This window comes from Altericroceibacterium spongiae (genome assembly GCF_003610805.1).
In the GTDB taxonomy this organism is placed as follows: Bacteria; Pseudomonadota; Alphaproteobacteria; order Sphingomonadales; family Sphingomonadaceae; genus Altericroceibacterium; species Altericroceibacterium spongiae.
Window position 1 is genome coordinate 330510 of record NZ_RAPF01000002.1, and the last position, 21166, is coordinate 351675.

Genomic DNA, 21166 nt, shown 5'->3' on the forward strand with positions numbered 1-21166 from the left:
GAACTTCATCCAAGGTTTGCAAGGGGTTGAAGCCGAAAGATATGGGGCCAGATGACTAATGACTAACCCATATTTCAGGAAGCCCGCCCATGATCGATCGCACCGCCCTTCGCTCTGCTTTTCGCCAGGACGAGCCCGAATGCAATGCGCAGCGGATCGCCCAGGCGAAAGATGCCAGCAAGGCCCATGAAAAGGCCGCGGCACTGGCCGTCAAACTGATCGAAGGAGCCCGCGATCATAAGGAAGACGGTCTGGATGCCTTTCTTCACGCTTATGGTCTCGGTACTGAGGAAGGCATCGCACTTATGTGTCTTGCCGAAGCCTTGTTGCGTGTTCCCGATACCAAGACGCTCGATGCGCTGATTCATGATAAGTTAGGCGATGCCAAATGGCAGGAGCATCTGGGGGAAAGTAGCTCCAGCTTCGTTAATGCTGCGACATTCTCTTTGATGCTGACGGGCGAAGTGCTGCGTGGGTCGGGTCTGAAGGAAGCAGGCCTTGGCAGCGCTTTGCGCCGTTCGGTGAGTCGTCTGGGTGAGCCAGTCATTCGTAATGCGACCTTGCAGGCCATGCGCATTCTGGGTGGGCAGTTCGTCTATGGGCGCACCATTGAGGAAGGGCTCAAACGGGCTGTGCCGGAGCGCAAGAAGGGCCTGACGCATTCCTATGACATGCTCGGTGAAGCAGCAATGACCTTCGAGGATGCGGAGCGCTATCGGGTATCTTACCATGATGCGATCGAAAAGCTGAAACGAGGTGCCGGTGACAGTATCGTCGCTTCGCATGGCATCTCAGTAAAACTGTCGGCGCTCTATCCTAAATATGATTATCTTCATGGGAAGGCGGCCATCGAAAAGCTGGTGCCGATTACTCGTGAGCTGGCTGTGGCGGCGCGCAACGCCAATATTCATTTTACCATCGATGCCGAAGAGGCAGACCGGCTTGAATTGCAGCTTGATGTCATAGAAGCTCTGGCAGCTGATGATGAGCTTTTCACCCGTGATGATGGTTCGCAATGGGAAGGCTTCGGCATGGCCATTCAGGCCTATCAGAAACGAGCTGCTCCCCTCTGTGACTGGGTTGTCCGGCTTGCGCGTAAGCATGACCGCAAATTGATGGTTCGTCTGGTGAAAGGGGCGTATTGGGATACGGAGATCAAGGCTAGCCAGGTCGGTGGTTTTGAAGAATATCCCGTCTTTACGACCAAAGTAGCAACCGATGTGTCCTATTTGGCCTGTGCTTCCAAACTGCTGCGGGCTGACGATGTGATATTTCCTGCCTTCGCCACGCATAACGCTTACACGATCGGGTCAATCAAAGAACTGGCTCGGGGCCAGTCTTTCGAGTTCCAGCGCCTTCATGGCATGGGTGAAGAAGTGTATGGCGCTCTCGCGCAAATCGAGAAGAAAAAGGGCGAGCCGCGGACACCTGTCCGTATCTATGCGCCGGTGGGCGGACACAAGGATTTGCTCGCCTATCTTGTGCGCCGTCTGCTTGAAAATGGAGCCAACAGCTCTTTCGTTAACCGTATGGCGGATGCTGCTGTTCCGGCAGAGGATCTGGCGCGTAATCCAATGGAAGAACTGGATGCGATGCAGCCGATGCGCAATATGTCCATCCCGCTGCCACCTGAGATTTTTGGCAATCGCCTGAACAGTGCCGGAGTCGATGTGGCGGATCGCAATATCCGTGCGGATATTCTTGCGAAGCTGGATGAAATGAAAACGCATCAGTGGAGCGCTACGCCCACCGTTCTGGTCGATGAGGGCGGGGAGGAACATGATGTCATCTCGCCGCAAGACCCCGATGATGTGGTAGGGACTGCCCTTTATCCCACATCTGACGATGTCGATCTGGCCATTACCCGTGCTGTGAATGCTCAAAGGCGCTGGGATGCTGTGGGGGGACTTGCCAGAGCCGATATTCTGGAAAGCGCGGCCAATAATCTCGAAGCGCATACGCTCGAACTGATTTCGCTTTGCCGTCGGGAAGCCGGCAAAACACTTATCGATGGCATTCTGGAGGTGCGTGAGGCGGTCGATTTTCTGAGATTTTATGCCAGTGAAGCACGAATGCAATTTGCGTCGCCCATGCCACTGCCGGGGCCGACGGGTGAAGAAAATCGTTTGCGTCTTGCCGGTCGGGGTGTCTTTGCAACTATTTCGCCGTGGAATTTCCCACTGGCTATTTTTGTCGGTCCGGCTGCTGCCGCATTAGCGGCAGGCAACACCGTAATTGCCAAGCCCGCAGAACAGACCCCGCTCATCGCTGCTCATGCGGTACGTGTCATGCACGAAGCAGGTATTCCCAATGATGTGCTGCAATTGCTGCCCGGCGGAGGTGAAGTCGGGGGCATGATTACCAGCGATCCGCGTCTTGCGGGCGTGGCCTTTACAGGGTCCACGCATACGGCTCGTGCAATCAATCGCAGTCTGGCCGAACGCGATGGGCCAATTGCGACATTGGTGGCAGAGACGGGTGGACAGAACGCCATGATCGTGGACAGTTCCGCCCTGCCGGAACAGGTAACGCGCGATGTGGTGGCATCTTCCTTCCAGAGCGCGGGTCAGCGGTGCTCGGCTTTGCGTATTCTTTATCTCCAGGAAGATGTCGCGGATACCATGCTGAAGATGATCAAAGGGGCTTTCGAAGCGCAGGTGATTGGCGACCCGGCCGATCTGGCTACCGATGTGGGTCCGGTGATCGACGCTGAAGCCAAGCAGGGGTTGGATGACCATGTCGCTAATATGCGTGAACGAGGCTTCCGTGTCTGGCAGCGAGACCTGGCTCCCGAATTGCAAAAAGGTAGCTTCTTTGCGCCCGCCATCATCGAGATCAATTCGATTGAGGATCTGGATAAGGAGAATTTCGGCCCGATCCTGCATGTGGTGCGCTTCAAGGGGGCTGAACTCGATAAGATCATCGATGAGATCAATTCGACAGGCTATGGCCTCACACTGGGGCTGCACAGTCGTATCGACGGCACGCGTCAATTTGTTGAAGCCCACGCCAAAGTCGGTAATTTCTATGTTAATCGCAATCAAATCGGTGCGGTGGTAGAGAGCCAGCCTTTTGGGGGGGAAGGCCTTTCCGGCACTGGCCCCAAAGCCGGCGGTCCGCATTATGTAGCTCGCTTCGCCACAGAACGGGTAACGACGATCGACACCACGGCTGCAGGCGGTAATGCCAGTCTGATGGCCGGTGCCTGAACTTTTGTAGAAACTTTCCGCTTGCTCCGAGAAGCGCCATCCGCAATCCCGTGCGGATGGCGATTCTGAGTGATAAATGGATCCGCGATAAAGCGGTCACCGAACAAATGATTGAGCCTTTCGTTGAAGGACAAAGGCGGGATGGATGTATCAGCTACGGCCTGTCATCCTACGGGTATGACGCGCGCGTGGCTGATGAGTTCAAGATCTTTACCAATGTCGATAATGCGGTGGTGGACCCAAAGGATTTCGCATCCAACAGCTTCGTCGACCGGAAGACGGATGTCTGCATCATTCCGCCTAATAGTTTTGCGCTGGCGCGGACGGTCGAATATTTTCGCGTACCTAAGGATGTACTGGTGATATGCCTGGGGAAATCGACCTATGCACGATGCGGCATTATCGTGAACGTCACTCCGCTGGAGCCGGGTTGGGAAGGCCATGTGACACTGGAGTTTTCCAACACCACACCACTGCCGGCAAAGATCTATGCCAATGAAGGCGCCTGCCAGTTTCTTTTCCTGCAGGGGAATGAACCTTGTGAGACGAGTTATGCCGACAGGGCCGGAAAATATATGGGGCAGAAAGGTGTTACGCTTCCTCGTCTTTAAAAGCATGAGCAGGGGATGATTACCTGTCTGCGTAACAGGTGAATATTGTGCTGCATTGTGCTTGATCTCTCTGATCGTGCGCTTCCATACTGGCTGGAAACAAGCTGGAAAGCGTGGGAGAGAGATATGCATGCCGAAATCACCGCTTTACGCGAGGAAATCGCTGTCTTGAAAGCAGAGCAGCGGCGAATGGCTTGCCGCTTGCAAGAAAGCGAGGACTATCGTGACCTTATGAATCTGCAATCGGCCTATGGCTATTATGTGGATAAGGCAATGTGGGACAAAGCCGCCGATCTTTTTGCCGAAGACGGTACGTTGGAAATTGCCGGTCGCGGTATCTACGTAGGCAGAGAGCGGGTGCGAGCTTATCTCACACGTTTACCCGAATATGGCTACGGCGTGATTTTCAATCATATGCAGCTTCAGCCTGTGATTCATATCAATAGCGAATGCGGCACTGCCAAGGCCCGGTGGCGTACATTCATAATGATCGGCTGGCTAGGTAAGGAAGCACGCTGGGGCGAAGCCACTTACGAAAATGAATATAGTCGCGAAAATGGCAAATGGCGCATAGCGAAACTGCATGGCATCATCAATTTTTATGCCGAATATGACAAGGGCTGGCATAAAGGTGGCATACCGCTCTTGCGGTCGGTTGATGGGCTGAAGCCGGATCTACAGCCAAGCTTTAACTATGAAGCTTATCCCGAGCCGGTAGTGGCCCCCTTCCATTATGATGAGCCTTAAAAAGGACGAGCCTCGATGGGGGGCTTCGAGGCTCGTCCGGGGGTGTGCCGCGCGGGACTGGAGGTTCGCGCGCGGCACCAATCACTAAATGCTCATACGCAAACTCAGCTTAACATTGCGTCCTCTCAGAGGTGCGAAATCCTTCGTAGCACTGGTATGCATCCGGCCTTCGACATCGAAAATATTGTTGCCTTGCAGCATGAGCGTCACATTGTTGTTGCCGCGCATCGGCTTCCACGAAACTGAGAGATTGACGAAAGTGTACCCATCTGTGGGGGTTTCATAATCGGCTGTACGATTCTGGTCGTCGAACCACTGGACTTCGGCTCTCGCTCCCCAGCGCGGACTCTTCATTTCAAGAGCACCCAGCAAGCTGAGCGGCGGGATCAGCGGTACCGCGGATCCGTCATCCAGCGTAGCGCGAATATAGTCGCCTCGCAGATCGGTCAGGAAGCGCATCCCGCTCTCGGTAGTATAAAGCGGAACGGTCACTTCACCTTCGAGACCGAAGTAGTCGGCATCCTGCTGCAGATAGTAATAAACCGGCAGATTATCTTCTATGTCATCCGAACCTTGCAGATAAACGTAGTTTTTGAACCAGTTCTTATAGATGGAGAAATTGACAGTAGCCGGGCCTACTTCGCCGCGCAGATAGCCTTCAAGGCCCCATGCGGTTTCCTTGCTCAGGTCCTGACTGCCGATTTCAAATTGTTCAGTTGCTTCATGCGGGCCATTGGCAAATAACTCTTCAGCATTGGGAGAACGCGACGCGCGTGAGCCATTGATACCCAACCGCAGACTGTCAGCGATTTCATAGGATGCGCCGAGCGATGCCGAAATGTTGTCGTAGCTTTTCGACGTATTGAGCGTATCGACGTCAATATCGGTATGGCTGTAGCGCAGACCGCCCTGGAATTGCGCAGGACCTCTATTAATTTCTTGCAGCGTGAAGAGGGCGTATTCATCTGTTGTGCTCGGGGGCACAAAAGCTTCATCACCGATGGCTTCGAAGTCACGATGAACGAATTGCCCGCCTAGCGAACCGGTCCAGTCGCCGACCTGCTGTTGTACCAGTTCGAGCCTGCCTTCGAGGTTTTTTACGTTAAAGGTGGTGCCCGGTTCTCCATTGGCAAATTCGGTATGACTGTAGTCGGAGTATCCCCAGCGTGTATGGACTTCGGAAAATGGGCCGCTTGCGAGATTGAGCGAACCTCTCAGGTCACCGCGGTATTGGCGCATATGAATCTGGACCGGACCTTCTTCCTCTTCTTCGCCTTCTCCGCCAATATCCACGCTAGGGCGGTCCGGCGTGCCGTAGCGTGTATTGTAATAGCCGAAAGAAGCGCCCAATGAACCATTTTCGCCGACCCAGGCGAGGCCTGTGCCAAGTGAATAGGTCCGCGTATCGCTATTCGGCAGTGTACCATGCTGATTGGCGGTTTCACGTAATTCGGCGGCCTTGTCGGGATCGGAGCCTTCGATCGCATCGGCTGCATCCAGCGCATCCTGCCGCAGGCCCGATGCCAGGACATATCCTGGAATATCAATGTCGTCTGTCTTGCGGTAGGAGCCGTCTACATGGAAAGCGATTTCCTTGCTGACCGGTACATCCAGAGAAGCGCCACCTTCGCGCAGGTCGGATGCTGAGTCGAGCCCTGCCAGTGCGTCAATATGAACCGGTTCATCAGGAACCGAACGTGGAATGCGCTTGTCGTGAATATTAACCGCGCCGCCAATGGCCGAACTGCCATAGAGGAGTACAGCAGGACCTCGCACCACATCAATGCTCTGGGCCGTCAAAGGATCGGTAGATACGCCATGATCGGCGGACACGCCTGATGCGTCGCTAAGGCCGATCCCATCAACCATAATGCGAACACGATCTCCCTGGAGACCACGTAACACAGGACGTGAAACACCCGGTGCGAAGCTGGATGTCGAAACACCCGGGAGCTTGGCCAAAACATTGCCGACCTGGCCGTCGAGATTGCGCTGTAATTCGATGCCGCTCACTACCGACCTGCCGGCCAATAGATTCAGTTCGGAAAGGCCGGGCGCCTTCACGATGATATCCGTGTGATAATCGTCATCGCTTTCGGTCGTGCCACGCGAGGTCTGGGAGGAATTCGTATTCTGGGCAGTTTGTGCATGGGCTGGCACAAATGGGAGCAGTGCGCCCGCACAGAGCAACGCATATTTGGACAACATAGAGAGACTTTCTGGACTTGAATTCGCGATGAGATGTTACACTATCTCATAGTTAAATTTGTGTCCAGCCTTTTTGCGCAGTGCAGCATGTCAGATGCAGAGAGCGCCCTTTAGGGAGGGCTTGTACCCTCCCTAAAGGGCTTTTGTTTCAGAAGTTTGTGCTCAGACCGAGGTTGATTGAGCGGCCGCGTCCCGGAATATTGCGCAGATTGCCCGTCACACCGTAATCGCCAAGCGAAACACCACCCATCGGCAAATCATAGGCTTTGTCGAACAGATTGGTCGCTTCCACGCTCAGGCGAATTCCGGCGATTGTATAAGCCGCAGTAAGATTCATCAGAGCATAATCACCGGTTTTCATCTCATGGCGTGTAGCATCGAGGCGAGTCTTGGCATCGACCCATTCCAGTTCTGCGCCCAGTTCCAACGCGCCCTGCTTGTGTGTCAGTCCCAGAAGCGCATGAAGCGGCATCTGGCGATAAACCGGCCCGTCATCACTCAGATTATTCGCTCGCAGCCAGGAGGCGGAGGCAGTAATACTGGTTTTCTCCTGCGCCTTACCTGTCCAAAGATCCACAGAGCCGGATAGATCTGTACCGTAAAACTCTGCTTCCTGATTGGCGAATTGCAGCTGTACAAAGCCGGTTGGCATGCCCATCATATCGGTGAGATCTTGCAGAAAGATCGTATCGATATAATCGTCGACATGGGTATAGTAAGGTGCAATCCGGAGATGCCAGCCGCTTGTGTCGTTCCCTAATGCCAATGCAGCACTGACTGTATCGGCGCGTTCGGGTTTGAGATCCAGATTGCCGACATAGCCATTGCCGTCACCATACCAGCCGATCATTCGGCTTGCCATAGAGCCGCGGCCCCATGTGTAGCGTTCATAAATATTCGGCGAGCGTGTTTTATGGGCATAGCCCAGTTCAAGCACCGCCCAGTCATTCATGGCATAGGTTAGCAGTATGGAGGCGTTCCAGTTATTGTCATGGCGCTTGTGCCCAACGGAGTTGAAAGCGTCGGCTGCCATGGCATCGGCCATATTCATCATACCCGTACCATAAGGCTGTACATCGCCCGTATTCATTCGCAAATGTTCATAACGGATGCCGGCTATGGTTTTGAGCCGGTCGCTCCATTGCGCCTCCCATTCACTGTAAAGGCTAATGCGGTCGCGCGTGGCTTCATTGATATTCAGAAAAACGTCAGGCCCCATCATCATGCTGCCTTCTACAGGCGGCCAGTAATCATTGAGCCACTGATGGTGGAATTCCCCACCCAGTCGCAACGTGTCGCGGCTTGAGACCGGCAGGCTGGTTTTTGCCGAGGTATTGAAGCTATGCACCTCGGTATTCATCGGCATGTCGCCAGGTAATTTGTCTTCGAGAAAGTTCATCGCGTGATCGGTGTCGCGATAGGCTATCGCCAGATCGAGATCGCCCCAATCATAAATTCCGCGATAGCTTCCGTTGAGGAACCAGCTCTTATTGGACGTCATGTCCATATATTGATTGGGGAACCCTTCATACGGTGAGAAGTGGTAACCGGCTTTCAATCTGAACAGCCCGGCACCTGCCTGATAGGCAAGTTCCAGCGCGTGATCGGTCTTGGCATATTCGGTTGAGCGGACGAGTTCGTCACTGCCACCACCCTCATATTGCTCTGACCGGGTATAAGAGCCGGTATAGCTCGCACTGAGCTTGCGTCCCGCTGCAGTCAGTTTCACCGCTCCGCCGAATCCATCTCCATTAGACCGGTAAAATGTGGAAACGCTCCCTGTGACCAGCAATGAATCGGAGACAGAAAAAAGTGGTGGCGCACTCTCGACCGAGATGATGCCACCAATATTGTCACCTCCTGAACTGACAGGTGCGACGCCGGTCAGCACATTGACTGAAGAGAGAGTTTGCGGATCAGTATAGGAAAGAGGGGAATTCATATCATTGGGACAGGCTGCATCAATTGTCTGGCCATCGACCAGTATGGTCAGACGCTGTTCACCCAAGCCCCGAATGGCAGGCATCGTAGAAATGCCTCCTCCAGTCGCGCCGCTGACCCCGGGTATGCGTGTCAGTAATTGTGCTGTATCGCTCGTTCGCGCCTGCTGTTTTTCCAACCCGCTGCGATCTAGCTCGGCGGCTGGGTCAGGCAGGGCTATGTTGATCCGCGCTCCCAGAGAGTCCTCATCTTCGGCAGATGAATCTGTCTGAGCCTGTGCCAATATTGGTAAAGAACAGCAGCCAGCAGCCAGCGCAGCGCGAAACGCGATTTTCCATGAGATCATTGTCATCATCCATCATGGCCCAACTATATGAGCCATCCATCATACAGTTCCGCTCCTCGATGGAGCGGTAAGTGAAAGAAGGGGGCGTGCGCCATTCGGGACGCAGGCCGTTCAGATGATGGCAGGAGGGCCGCGCAAGGGTGGTCTGGCATAAACTATCCGCCGCACGCATGGTGTGACGACAGGTGCGAAGCCAAGGGCCAGAATGAAAGCCAGTGCAATAGCAAAGAAAAACGGATCATCCGCTTCCAGCCCGCTCACGGCCATGGTTGCGAAAGGGCAATGCGTGGCGGCATGGTCGGTATGCTCGCCTTCTCCAGAGCCATGAGAATGGCCTGTTTTATTTGTCTGGACTTTGATGAGCAACGCTTTGCCGCCGACCTGTCCGTCACAGATCCGGACAGACAGAAAACGGTCTCCGGAATCGATCATATAGCCGGTTGGAACCAGAACTTTCAGGCATAGCGCCAGAGCCACCAGCATGGCAGCAAGATGACAATGCGCCTGACAAAGGGACCGGGCTTTGGGCATCAAAGTGCTATACGGGCGCGTATCCGGCGTGTCATCCTCATTTCATGCCGGTTGAGCAGTGCGGAATATAGTCAGGAAGCTGAGCGCGCTTCCGCCACCGCGTCGCGCAAGGCATCCAGGTCGAGCGCACCAGGGACCAAAAAGTCGCCGATTACAAGGCCGGGCGTCCCTTGCAAGCCGAGAATACGAGCCTGCCGGTCACTTTGAGCCAAAACCGCTTCGATCTTGCTTTCGTGTTTGGCGATATCGGCCGTGAGCCGTTCCCAGTCCACCCCGGCTTGGCGTGCTGCAGCTTTTATGCCGGCTCGATCAAGTTTGCCCGGATGGCGCATCAGCGCATCGTGAAAGGCATCGTGACGTCCCTGAAATTGGGAAGCAAGGGCGGCCCTCGCTGCAAAATTGGATTCGCCGCCAAAAATGGGCCAGTCGCGATAGACTATCCGAACTCTGGGATCGCTTTTCGCTAATTGCTGAAAGGCGATATGCTGCTTCTTGCAATAGCCACATTGATAATCGAAAAATTCGACAATGGTGACATCGAAACCTTCCGGTGCATCTTTGGGCACGAGGGGCGCTTCGCGTAAGGCATTGCGGAAACGCGCTATAGCTGCTGCTTCGTCATCACTCTGCGCTATCGCGGCAGGAGAGGAACACAGTACGCACAAGGCGCCAAGGAGAAGAGCCAGCTTTTTCATAACCCTGTCATGGCTGTTATAGGCGATTTTGCCAAGATGCCTCGAACTGGAAGAGGCCCCACTTGACCGCCGGTTGCAAAATGAGGGGGCGGTGCGAAAGCATATTCGATTGCTGCGACAGGGTAAGGCTTTGTGATTGAAAGCTAATTTGAAAGCTTATGCAACCTCGAGCCATTTCATGCGTTATCTTTGAAAGCCGAATAGTCTGAACATCTGGTATCGAAGGGGCCTATCCATGACTCGAGAGGGTTTTCTCAACCTGTCCCGCCGCTCCGTGCTGGCAAGTGGCGTGGCATCTGCGGCGTTGACCGCGGTTCCGCCTGTTGCGGCACAAGCGAAAAGCGATACATCCTCCAGGGGGCCAGCTATGAACAAGCTCAATTTAATCGTGAATGGAGAGCGTTACGAACTGGAACTCGACACACGGACGACGCTGCTCGACACTTTGCGTGAGCATTTGCACCTGACCGGTACCAAGAAGGGCTGCGATCACGGTCAGTGCGGAGCATGTACCGTGATGGTAAATGGAGAGCGGATCAATTCCTGCCTCAGCTTTGCGGTCATGCATGATGAAGATGAAGTTACGACGATCGAAGGATTGGGCGAACCTGACAACATGCACCCGATGCAAGAGGCATTCGTGAAGCATGATGGCTATCAATGTGGCTATTGCACGCCGGGCCAGATCTGTTCCGCCGTGGCGGTGCTGGATGAGATTCGCAAAGGTGTCCCCAGTCATGTCACGGAAGACATCAACGCCGTACCGGATTTCACTAACATGGAGATGCGAGAGCGGATGAGCGGCAATATCTGCCGCTGTGGAGCCTATTCCAACATTGCCGAAGCTATGGCGGATGTGGCCGGGCTTGAAATGGCGGGGAATGCTGCATGAAAAGCTTCACTTACGAACGCGTGAAAAGCCCCGAAGAGGCTGTAAAAGCAGCTATGGCCCGTAAGGGAGCGAAATTCATCGCCGGCGGGACCAATCTTATCGATCTGATGAAGCTTGAAATCGAGACCCCAACGCATCTGATCGATGTGAATGGCCTTGGTTTGGATGACATCAGAGAAACCGAAGAAGGCGGCCTCAGAATCGGCGCACTGGTCAGTAACACCGATCTTGCCAGCGATCGGCGCGTGCGGCGTGACTATGGTGTGCTGACGCGGGCTATTGTAGCAGGGGCATCGGGCCAGCTCCGCAATAAGGCGTCGACAGGTGGCAATCTTCTGCAGCGTACGCGTTGTCCCTATTTTTATGACACGAATATGCCTTGCAACAAACGTCAGCCGGGTGAAGGATGTTCGGCGAAAGAGGGTTATAGCCGTCAGCTTGGTATTATGGGGGTCAGCGATGCCTGTATTGCCACCTATCCCGGCGATATGGCTGTGGCTCTGCGGGTACTTGATGCCACTGTCGAGACCGCGCGGCCTGACGGTACCGAACGGACTATACCGATAGCTGATTTCCATCGCCTGCCCGGTGACAGTCCCGACAAAGACAATGTGCTGGATAAGGGAGAGCTGATTACTGCTGTCACCTTACCCAAACCGCTGGGCGGTCGCCATTTTTATCACAAAGTTCGCGATCGCCGATCCTATGCTTTTGCGCTGGTTTCTGTTGCGGCTGTGGTGCAGCCAGATGGTACCGGACGTGTGGCGGTAGGTGGGATCGCTCCGAAACCTTGGCGTGACGAAGCTGCGGATGCACAACTGCCGAACGGGGCATCTGCTGTGGCTCGTGTGCTTACCAAAGGGGCCCGGACCACGGAGCATAATCGCTTTAAACTGGCCCTCATCGAACGCACAATTGCCGCGGTGCTTCAGCAAGCGCGCGGCTGAAGGAGGACATCTCCATGAAATTTGACCAACGTGCAGACAGCAATCCGATCGACCGATTGAAAGTAGTGGGACGGGCGCAGGATCGGATTGACGGGCCGCTTAAAGTTACCGGTCGGGCCAAATATGCTTATGAACGGCATGAGGCCGTGCCGGGGCAGCTTTACGGCTATATTCTTGGCTCGGGTATTGCCTGCGGGCGCATCACCGACATGGCACTTGATGATGCCCGGAGGGCATCCGGAGTGGTGGATGTCATATCCACTCTCGACTATGAGCCGGTGCCACTCAGCGATTACAATACTGCCAATTTGTTCGGTGGAGATGAAATTCAGCATTACCATCAGGCAATTGCTCTTGTCGTGGCTGAGACTTTCGAACAGGCCCGGGCGGCAGCGCATCTGATCCGTGTGGACTATAACCGTACAGAAGGCCAATTCGACCTGGCCGCCGCCGCACCTTCTGCACCGCTCTACACAAATGGAGAAGATGATACGGGTGAAAACCGTTATGGGGACTTCGAAGGAGCTTATGCGGCATCCCCAGTGCAGCTGGATGCTCATTATAGCACACCCGACGAAACCCATGCGATGATGGAGCCGCATACAACGCTGGCGCATTGGGAAGGCGATACAGTCACCCTTTGGACGTCCAACCAGATGATTGCCTGGTCCAAAGCCGCTCTGGCCAAATCGCTACAAATGCCGGCTGAAAATATCAGGCTGGATTCGCCCTTTCTGGGCGGAGGCTTCGGGGCGAAATTATTTGTTCGTGCTGATGCTATTGTCGCGGCTTTGGCAGCTAAGAAAGTGGGACGACCCGTCAAGGTGACATTCCAGCGTCCGCTGGTGGCCAATAACACCACCCATCGGCCTGCCACTATTCAGCATATCCGGCTGGGTGCGGACCGGGATGGCCGATTGCTCGCTATCGGTCATGAGAGCATCTCCGGCGATTTGCCGGGCGGCTCACCGGAGACGGCAGTCAACCAGACCGAGAGCTTCTATGCTGCGGAAAACCGGCTTACGGCCATGCGTCTGGCGGTGCTCAATCTGCCGGAAGGCAATGCGATGCGGGCTCCCGGCGAGGCGCCGGGGTTGATGGCACTGGAAGTAGCCATGGACGAAATGGCTGAAAAACTGGGCATGGATCCGGTTGATTTCCGTATCCTTAACGATACGCAGGTCGATCCTATGAAACCTGATCGCGAATATTCCGAAAGGCATATGATCGAATGTCTGCGTCGAGGCGCCAGGGAATTCGGCTGGGATAAACGTCATACGGAGCCGGCATCGCAAGTCGAGGGAGACTGGCTGGTCGGCATGGGCATGGCTGGTGGCTTCCGCAATAACATGCTGATGAAATCGGGCGCCCGTGTCCGGCTGGGTCCGGATGGCGTTGTGACGGTTGAAACAGACATGACCGATATTGGAACGGGCAGCTATACAATCATCGCGCAGACTGCAGCTGAAATGATGGGCCTTCCACTCGACAGAGTAAAAGTAGAGCTGGGTGATTCCGATTATCCGGCTTCAGCCGGGTCTGGTGGTCAGTGGGGAGCAGCTAATTCCACGGCTGGCACCTATGCTGCCTGTGTCAAATTGCGTGAACAGGTGGCGCAAAAATTCGGGCTCGATCCAGCGGAAGCGGATTTCACTGATGGGCAGGTCAGGCAGGGCAAACAGTCTTTTGCTTTGCAGGGCGCTGCTGAAGATGGCGAGCTGGTAGCAGAAGATGCGATCGAATACGGGGATTTTGGCGACAAATATCTCCAGTCCACTTTTGCCGGTCACTTTGTACAGGTGTCTGTCAATCGTTTTACCGGCGTGACCCGGATCGACCGGATGCTGGCCGTTTGCGATGCGGGGCGGATTCTCAACCCGAAATCGGCCCGCAGTCAGGTGATCGGTGCAATGACTATGGGCGCGGGTGCCGCTCTGACAGAGGAACTGGCGGTGGACACGCGTTTCGGTCTGTTCATCAATCACGATCTGGCAAGTTATGAGGTACCCGTTCACGCCGATATTCCTCATCAGGAAGTTATTTTCCTTGATGAAGTCGACAGTGCATCGACCCCGATGAAAGCGAAAGGCGTGGGCGAGCTGGGCTTGTGTGGTGTTGGTGCGGCGATTGCTAATGCAATCTATAATGCAACAGGTATTCGAGTGCGCGATTATCCGCTGACTCTCGACAAATATCTTGATCGGCTGCCTGAGGTTGCTTGAACATTTCAGGCCGGGGAAATTTTCTCCGGCCTTGTTACAGTCCTCGGATATATAAAAAGCCCCGAACTCTCCATAGAGTTGGGGGCTTTAGTCTGACTGAACATTATATCAGTTCACGCCGAGAGGAATTTTGGTTCCGGCTTTCAGATAGATGCGGTTGTCATCGATCTTCTCTACGGCGTCGAGCGGCAGGAAGTGGTGCATGTTGTCATCACTGTCACTGCGGGTAAGCTTGATACGGTCATCATCCATAACTTCGTCAACCGTTCCAATATGCTGACCATTAGCGTCGGCAACTTCCATATGTTCTTTGATGCGAATCTTCTCAAACATAAAAACCTCTTTTTTATCCGTTGCTTATATTGAACCAACGGGACGGGTGGTCATGTCGTTCCGAATTTTATCGCAGCTTATAAACAGGTCGCGGATCCTTCATTGATAAGATGGTTCTGATCGAAGGCTTCTATTTGGTGTGAAATAGATATTTCTGCTGTAGAATATTATTGTTGATCGGCAGGGCTCCGCGTTTGGGATGATGTGAAAGTTAATCTTCGGAATTCTTGTTGGATTTTTCTTTCCGGTTCTTTGTTTCCGGTAAAGGTTCATGCCCAATCACATCCTTGCGATCAGACGCTTCTTCTTCCTCTATCGCATCGGCGTCCGCGTCATCGGAATGATCCATCGCGGGTTGATTAACACGATATTGATCGCTGCTTGCGAGGCATCCCTTATTCGGTTTGCTGCTCTGGCCTTGCTGATTCATCCGCCATCCTTTCGCTTGAACTGCAGTGAAGTACTGTGATTGAATAATGCGTTGAAAGCAGATCCCGTTCCGGGAAGTGGGAATCGTGTGAAGATGCCACTTTGCTGTTTCTCAAGAGGGGGAGAGACCAAAATTTATCCCCTATTGTTGCCTGCACCCGATTCCCATTGGCACTGATCTGTGTCTATATGGGTGGTGTAACCTATCCACGGAGACACAACATGTCGTTGCTCGAAGCCCGCAAGACCTACAAACCCTTCGAATATCCGTGGGCCTATGAATATTGGAAGAAGCAGCAGCAGGTACACTGGCTTCCCGAAGAAGTGCCGCTTGGCGAAGATTGCCGCGACTGGGCACAAAACCTGGCTGATCATGAACGCAACCTGCTGACCCAAATCTTCCGCTTTTTTACACAGGCCGACGTTGAGGTGCAGGATTGCTATCACGAGAAGTATGGCCGGGTGTTCAAGCCGACTGAAGTGAAGATGATGCTGACGGCCTTTTCCAATATGGAAACAATCCATATTGCGGCCTACAGCCATTTGCTCGATACGATCGGCATGCCGGAAAGCGAATATGGTGCTTTCCTCGAATATGCCGAATTAAAGGATAAGCACGATTATCTGCAGCAGTTCGGTGTAGATTCTGACGAGGATATCGCACGTACGCTCGCCATGTTTGGCGGCTTCACAGAAGGTGTGCAGCTTTTCGCCAGCTTCGCCATGCTGATGAATTTCCCTCGCTATAATAAAATGAAGGGCATGGGCCAGATCGTCAGCTGGTCGGTCCGCGACGAGTCACTTCACTGCGAAGGCATAACCCATCTGTTCCACGCTTTCACCAAGGAACGGGACTGTCTGAGCAAATCGGTAAAAGAAGATATCTATGACCAGTGTCACACTACGGTGCGGCTGGAAGATGCTTTTATCGATCTCGCATTTGAAATGGGGCCCGTACCCGGCATGACGGCGAAAGATATCAAGCGCTATATTCGCTATATCGCGGACTGGCGCCTGAACCAGCTTGGACTGGAACCCATGTTCCTGATTGAAGATCACCCTCTGCCCTGGCTGACGCCGCTGCTGAATGGTGTTGAACATGCCAATTTCTTCGAAACGCGTGCCACCGAATATTCCAAGGCTGCTACGCGCGGTAACTGGAACGACGTGTGGGCAAGCTTCGATTCTCGCCGTAAGCTCAAAGCGAATGACGAAGAAGACAACAGTGAAGATCTGGGGCCGGGCCTGTTCGGCGATAAGGACGGCGTTGCAGCCGAATAGCAAGGTGCTCTAATCCTTTTTTGGAAGAGGGTTTGAAAAGAAGGCGGCGGCTCGTCAGCCACCGCCTTCTAATCTGGGGAGGGCCGAACCGGGAGGGAGGAGCCGGCTCGTTCCTGGGGCGTCGGGCATAATACACACCCCGATCCAGTGATTGCGCAACATCTGCCAGCCTTTACCGTGATCGGCAGTTTGCAGGTTGCTGCAATTGGGCCCGGATGCAGCAAGATACGCAATCACCTCTGTTAAGGGACGTGGTCTCTATAGTTTCCAGACTGTGCGATCGGCTGGCGTTTTTTGGCGATAAGGTGAAAATAACCAGGCCATCAGCTACACGTTTAAGCGTGTATTATGGCTTGAAGCGCCAATCTGCCCTCCGATTTTTAAAAGAATTTCGGAACGGTAATCTGCAGGTTGCGTAGATTGATTGGGTCTTGTTTCGCAACAGGAGATTTTCATGGAAGAACCGATCAAGGAAGATACGCCGGATTCGAAATCCAATGCAAAATGGTTGTGGCTCGCATTGATTGTCTTGCTCGGTATTCTGGTGATCGTGTGGCTTGCTAATCCAACCTCGCAAGTGGAAGAAGTGACGCCGGATAATGCGGCTGTTGCAACCGACGAAACGCCCATGCAGGAGAGCGTTGCGCCGACAACGGAAAATAGCGCAGCACCTGCTGAGGAAACGCAGGCACAGTAAGCGATCTGGCGCTGAAAGATGGGGATCAGCTGAAGCGGGTCAACTGTTTTCAGGCGAAGGTAACATTCCCATAGCATCGGCAAAGCTGTAGGTGTCCAGCATCATGAAAACGCTGGACGCCAGCCCCCTGTCTTTTTCGACATTCCAAATCTGGATTTTGGGGCTTTCATATCTGCGCAATGTCTGGAGGTTGCGCCAGCTAGAGTGGCCGTACCATACCACACTGCTTTGCCCTACGATGATATTACGTGTGTGCATTTCGATCATTTCCCACTTTTCTGCCATCTTGGCGAAGTAATGGAAAATGCCAGCCTTCCCATAATAGGGCCCCGCCGTTGATACATGAGGTAAGCTGGTGTCCACAACCGAATGTAATTCGATTTCTGGCGTAACCAGAGCCATAAAACGGTCCGGTGTGCGCCCGCCACTTTCACCCCATGCCTCGTAAGCGGCCTGAAGCTTAGCCGCAAAATTCTTCATTTACAGAATTCCCGAAAGGCTCTCGTCAATTTATGTAGCTTAATACATCATCTGTGCAATTGTTCGACAGGAAAATCAATTATTGTGATTTGAATCTGATTGACCGCAAAGGGCGCTTGAAAGAGCGGAGTTGTCACATTTCGATATTTTGCATTTGCACCAAAAAAGCCGATAAGGCACGCGATCCTGACGTGTAACGGAGTGACTAGTTGATGAGCATAGGCGAGAACAGGGCAATGCTGACCAAGGCGGAGACACTGATCGAGGCATTACCCTATTTTCAGCGATATGCTGGCCGCACTTTTGTCGTGAAGTATGGTGGTCATGCCATGGGCGATCCGGAAGCAGCCAAGGATTTCGCAGAAGATATCGTCTTGTTGAAAGCAGTCGGCATCAATCCTGTGGTGGTTCATGGTGGAGGGCCCCAAATTGGCGCCATGCTCAAGAAACTGGGTGTGGAAAGCCGGTTCGTTGATGGTCTTCGTGTTACGGATAAAGCGACGGCTGAGGTGGCCGAAATGGTTCTTTCCGGTGCGATCAATAAGGAACTGGTCGGCTGGATTATGGGTGCAGGTGGCAAAGCGCTTGGTATTTCGGGCAAGGATGGCGGGTTGGTCACGGCCACCAAGGTGCAGCGCACCACGCGTGATCCGGATAGCAATATTGAACAAGCGGTGGATCTAGGTTTCGTTGGTGAGCCAGCGCATGTTGATACGACCATACTCAATACCGCCGTCAATGCCGGGATGATTCCAATCGTGGCACCGATCGGGGCCGGTGAAGATGGCCATACTTACAATATTAATGCCGACACTATGGCTGGCGCCATTGCTGCAGCGCTCGGTGCGGCAAGGCTTTTCCTGCTAACCGATGTGCCCGGTGTGCTCGATAAACAGAAACAATTGCTCACCGATCTGACACCTGCGGATATTGCGGCTTTGAAGCAGGACGGGACTATTAGCGGCGGGATGATTCCTAAACTGGAAACCTGCGTCTCGGCTGTCGAAGCGGGCTGTGATGCAGCAGTCGTGCTGGATGGCCGCGTTCCGCATGCCATGTTGCTCGAATTCTTTACCTCGCGTGGGGCGGGGACTTTGGTGAAGGCTGGCTGATGCGACATTTATATCTCGCCCCTCTGCTCCTGCTGGCTTTTTCGGCCTGTGGATCCGACGAGTCGTCGGCACCCCCGGAAGAACAGGAAAGCGCTCCCTCCGGGTCTGTACCGGCACCGGCCTCGGTGAAGAACGAGGTAAACGATAGTGGTGATACCGATATTCTGTCTAGTGATGCGCTGCAGGAGCGCGATAATCCCCGCCGAGTTCTGGCCTATGTCAAAGCTGCAATTGATGCGCATCGTCTGGCCGATGCGGCACTTGCCTGGCGATCGGAAGCGGAAATGACCGGAGCCACGCTGACAGAACAGTTGGGTGACTATCCCGATATGGAGCTCGATTATGGCGAAGGGGAAGAAGAGGGTGCTGCCGGAACACTGTATTATCAGGTGCCGGTAACATTGACAGCCGATGAGGGAAGCGTGAATCGTAAAGGCATCATTACGCTCAGCCGTGTCAATGACGTTCCCGGTGCTAGTGAAGAACAGCTCGCCTGGCGAGTGCGCGATCTTCACTTCGATCAATGATCTGTATTGCGCTGTTGATACACCACCCCGTGTCGGTTAGTTCACCGCTGGACTAAGGAAAGGCCATAGCAGTGTTATTGCTCACGCTCTCTCAGATTATCAGCTACCTGATTAACATTATCATCATTCTGGTGATCGTTCAGTTCGTTCTCAGCCTGCTGATTTCGTTCAACGTCGTCAATACACGCAACGATTTCGTTGTGGCGATCTGGCGAGCGGTGAATGCGCTGCTTGATCCTATGTTAAGGCCGATCCGCCGGATCATGCCGGACACTGGCGCGATCGATTTCTCGCCTCTGATTCTGATAATCGGCCTGAACATCCTGAATATTATTCTGCAAAACTTGGCTTACGGGAGTATCGCATGAGTGCTGACGTCATTGACGGGAAGGCATTTGCCGCAAATCTGCGGGAAAAAGTAGGCGGCTTCGCTGCTGAATTTGAAAAGGCAGTTGGCCGCAAAGCGGGTCTTGCCGTGGTTTTGGTAGGCGAAGATCCGGCAAGCCAGGTTTATGTTCGCAGCAAGGGTAAGGCGACTATCGCTGCCGGCATGAACTCTTATGAGCATCGGCTGGATGACACTGCCAGTGAAGAAGAGCTTCTTAACCTTGTCGAAAAGCTCAACAGTGATCCAAATGTCGATGGCATTCTGGTACAGCTTCCATTGCCCGATCATCTTGACGAACAAAACGTTATTGCGACCATTGACCCTGACAAGGATGTCGATGGTTTTCATATTATCAATGCTGGCCGTCTGGCGGTCGGGCAGGATGGATTCGTCCCCTGCACGCCGCTTGGCTGTCTGATGCTGTTGCAGGACAGGCTGGGTGAGGATCTCTCCGGTCTTAATGCTGTTGTGATTGGACGATCCAACATTGTTGGCAAACCAATGGCCCAGTTGCTGACTGCTGCCAATGCAACGGTGACAATCGCCCATAGCCGTACGAAGGATTTGCCTGAGGTTGTCAGGCGGGCCGATATTGTGGTGGCCGCTGTCGGTCGTTCGGAAATGGTCAAGGGTGACTGGATCAAGCCGGGTGCGACAGTGATCGATGTGGGTATAAATCGTGTTCCGGCGGCTGAAGAAGGCAAGACACGGCTGGTCGGGGATGTAGACTATACCGGTGCCAGCGAAGTGGCAGGTGCCATTACGCCCGTGCCGGGTGGTGTTGGCCCGATGACCATTGCTGTGCTGCTTCGCAATACAATGGTTTCGGCTTATCGGCGTGAAAACCTTACTCTGGACAAAGGAGCATTGTGATCCGTCGCGGAGTTGCCTTCCTGGCGCTCGGCTTTGCGCTGAGCGCCTGTGCGGGCGGTCCGCGCAATGGCAGAGGGGCACTCGAACGGGTGGCTCATCCCAGCGATGTTCTGGCACAGGATCTGGCCTTTGCCCGCCTCGCGCGGGAAGAAGGGCAAAGGAAGGCTTATAAGAAATATGCCGCATCCGGTGCCATTATGGTCGGCACCAAAGGGCTGGTATCCGTTGAAGGCGCTTTCCCGACAGAAAACAATCTGTCTCAGGTCGATCAGTGGGTACCGCAAAAAGTATGGTCGAGTTGCGACGGCTCTTTGTCCGTTACCTATGGAGCGATCGCCAAGGCCGGTGGTGGAGCCGAGGGCCAATATGCGACTGTCTGGCATCGCCGCAACCGTGGGGATTATGAATGGGTATTCCATATGGAACGGCTCGACGGGCAAGCCCCTGCAGCACCCGAATTTATCGCCGCGAAGGTTGCTGATTGCGATGCGCCGGATCGATCTGCCGTTCAGGCTGAAAGGAATCGGGAGGCCACAATATCTCAGGAAAGCCAATCTGAAGGGGGAGGGTTATCGGCAGATCGCAGCCTGTCCTATCACTACGCGCCGCAGGCGGAAGGCACGGTTTTGCGGGTTATGGCCAAACGGGATGGTCAGCCTAGAAATGTCCTGACGCTGGCAAGCACGAGGTGACGCTG

General features: G+C 53.9%; 20 protein-coding genes. 13 read left to right on the forward strand and 7 right to left on the reverse strand.

Annotation, left to right across the window (positions count from 1 at the left end):
• Positions 1 to 89 precede the first annotated feature (89 nt).
• From putA to D6851_RS05005, 3 genes are all read left to right on the forward strand, one after another.
• Complete coding sequence (putA, locus tag D6851_RS04995; protein WP_120323776.1) at positions 90 to 3209, forward strand: bifunctional proline dehydrogenase/L-glutamate gamma-semialdehyde dehydrogenase PutA; 3120 nt, start codon at positions 90 to 92, stop codon at positions 3207 to 3209.
• 56 nt (positions 3210 to 3265) lie between these two features.
• On the forward strand, positions 3266 to 3820 hold the full coding sequence (dcd, locus tag D6851_RS05000; RefSeq protein ID WP_120323777.1) for a dCTP deaminase: 555 nt from the start codon (positions 3266 to 3268) through the stop codon (positions 3818 to 3820).
• 126 nt (positions 3821 to 3946) lie between these two features.
• Complete coding sequence (locus D6851_RS05005) at positions 3947 to 4567, forward strand: nuclear transport factor 2 family protein (RefSeq protein WP_120323778.1); 621 nt, start codon at positions 3947 to 3949, stop codon at positions 4565 to 4567.
• 84 nt (positions 4568 to 4651) lie between these two features.
• On the opposite strand, the gene D6851_RS05010 is transcribed toward D6851_RS05005, so the two are convergent.
• From D6851_RS05010 to D6851_RS05025, 4 genes are all read right to left on the reverse strand, one after another.
• A complete protein-coding gene (locus D6851_RS05010) occupies positions 4652 to 6727 on the reverse strand; it encodes a TonB-dependent receptor (protein ID WP_183029991.1) in 2076 nt (691 codons plus the stop codon).
• Positions 6728 to 6923: 196 nt separating this feature from the next.
• Entirely contained in the window at positions 6924 to 9062 is a 2139-nt protein-coding gene (locus tag D6851_RS05015) for a TonB-dependent receptor plug domain-containing protein (RefSeq protein WP_238473946.1), read from the reverse strand.
• Between the two features lie 111 nt (positions 9063 to 9173).
• Positions 9174 to 9593 carry a DUF2946 family protein gene (locus tag D6851_RS05020; RefSeq protein WP_147395433.1) on the reverse strand — a complete coding sequence of 140 codons (420 nt, stop codon included), beginning with the start codon at positions 9591 to 9593 and terminating at the stop codon, positions 9174 to 9176.
• Positions 9594 to 9664: 71 nt separating this feature from the next.
• Positions 9665 to 10288 carry a DsbA family protein gene (locus D6851_RS05025; protein WP_120323781.1) on the reverse strand — a complete coding sequence of 208 codons (624 nt, stop codon included), beginning with the start codon at positions 10286 to 10288 and terminating at the stop codon, positions 9665 to 9667.
• A gap of 235 nt (positions 10289 to 10523) precedes the next feature.
• Between D6851_RS05025 and paoA the strand changes: the two genes are divergently transcribed.
• Genes paoA through paoC form a run of 3 tightly spaced genes read left to right on the forward strand, consistent with a single transcriptional unit; the run spans position 10524 to position 14349 of the window.
• Positions 10524 to 11180: an aldehyde dehydrogenase iron-sulfur subunit PaoA gene (gene paoA, locus D6851_RS05030; RefSeq protein ID WP_120323782.1), complete on the forward strand. Its 657-nt coding sequence runs from the start codon at positions 10524 to 10526 to the stop codon at positions 11178 to 11180.
• Positions 11177 to 12127 (forward strand): FAD binding domain-containing protein, encoded by a 951-nt coding sequence (locus tag D6851_RS05035; RefSeq protein ID WP_120323783.1) that lies wholly within the window; start codon positions 11177 to 11179, stop codon positions 12125 to 12127. The genes paoA and D6851_RS05035 overlap by 4 nt, the downstream gene beginning before the upstream one ends.
• A 14-nt stretch (positions 12128 to 12141) precedes the next feature.
• A complete protein-coding gene (gene paoC, locus D6851_RS05040) occupies positions 12142 to 14349 on the forward strand; it encodes an aldehyde oxidoreductase molybdenum-binding subunit PaoC (RefSeq protein ID WP_120323784.1) in 2208 nt (735 codons plus the stop codon).
• A 108-nt stretch (positions 14350 to 14457) separates the two neighbouring features.
• Here the strand turns inward: paoC and D6851_RS05045 are convergent, their stop codons facing one another.
• Together D6851_RS05045 and D6851_RS05050 are read right to left on the reverse strand one after the other, a co-directional pair.
• Positions 14458 to 14682, reverse strand: coding sequence for a DUF2171 domain-containing protein (locus tag D6851_RS05045; RefSeq protein WP_120323785.1), 225 nt, complete (start codon positions 14680 to 14682; stop codon positions 14458 to 14460).
• Positions 14683 to 14893: 211 nt separating this feature from the next.
• On the reverse strand, positions 14894 to 15112 hold the full coding sequence (locus D6851_RS05050) for a hypothetical protein (RefSeq protein ID WP_120323786.1): 219 nt from the start codon (positions 15110 to 15112) through the stop codon (positions 14894 to 14896).
• Positions 15113 to 15333: 221 nt separating this feature from the next.
• On the opposite strand from D6851_RS05050, the gene D6851_RS05055 reads away from it, so the two are divergent.
• Together D6851_RS05055 and D6851_RS05060 are read left to right on the forward strand one after the other, a co-directional pair.
• Positions 15334 to 16392 carry a ribonucleotide-diphosphate reductase subunit beta gene (locus tag D6851_RS05055; RefSeq protein ID WP_120323787.1) on the forward strand — a complete coding sequence of 353 codons (1059 nt, stop codon included), beginning with the start codon at positions 15334 to 15336 and terminating at the stop codon, positions 16390 to 16392.
• A 454-nt stretch (positions 16393 to 16846) separates the two neighbouring features.
• Positions 16847 to 17089 (forward strand): hypothetical protein, encoded by a 243-nt coding sequence (locus D6851_RS05060; protein WP_120323788.1) that lies wholly within the window; start codon positions 16847 to 16849, stop codon positions 17087 to 17089.
• A gap of 39 nt (positions 17090 to 17128) precedes the next feature.
• On the opposite strand, the gene D6851_RS05065 is transcribed toward D6851_RS05060, so the two are convergent.
• Positions 17129 to 17569, reverse strand: a complete 441-nt coding sequence (locus D6851_RS05065) for a nuclear transport factor 2 family protein (RefSeq protein ID WP_120323789.1) — start codon at positions 17567 to 17569, stop codon at positions 17129 to 17131.
• 212 nt (positions 17570 to 17781) lie between these two features.
• Between D6851_RS05065 and argB the strand changes: the two genes are divergently transcribed.
• The 5 genes from argB (at position 17782) to D6851_RS05090 (ending at position 21161) form a co-directional block, all read left to right on the forward strand.
• Positions 17782 to 18681, forward strand: a complete 900-nt coding sequence (gene argB / locus D6851_RS05070; protein WP_120323790.1) for an acetylglutamate kinase — start codon at positions 17782 to 17784, stop codon at positions 18679 to 18681.
• Positions 18681 to 19208, forward strand: a complete 528-nt coding sequence (locus D6851_RS05075; RefSeq protein ID WP_120323791.1) for a hypothetical protein — start codon at positions 18681 to 18683, stop codon at positions 19206 to 19208. Before argB ends, D6851_RS05075 begins: the two co-directional genes overlap by 1 nt.
• Before the next feature lie 71 nt (positions 19209 to 19279).
• Positions 19280 to 19576: a YggT family protein gene (locus tag D6851_RS05080; RefSeq protein ID WP_120323792.1), complete on the forward strand. Its 297-nt coding sequence runs from the start codon at positions 19280 to 19282 to the stop codon at positions 19574 to 19576.
• Positions 19573 to 20469, forward strand: coding sequence for a bifunctional methylenetetrahydrofolate dehydrogenase/methenyltetrahydrofolate cyclohydrolase FolD (folD, locus tag D6851_RS05085; protein WP_120323793.1), 897 nt, complete (start codon positions 19573 to 19575; stop codon positions 20467 to 20469). Before D6851_RS05080 ends, folD begins: the two co-directional genes overlap by 4 nt.
• Positions 20466 to 21161, forward strand: a complete 696-nt coding sequence (locus tag D6851_RS05090; protein ID WP_120323794.1) for a hypothetical protein — start codon at positions 20466 to 20468, stop codon at positions 21159 to 21161. The genes folD and D6851_RS05090 overlap by 4 nt, the downstream gene beginning before the upstream one ends.
• The last annotated feature ends 5 nt before the right edge of the window (positions 21162 to 21166 follow it).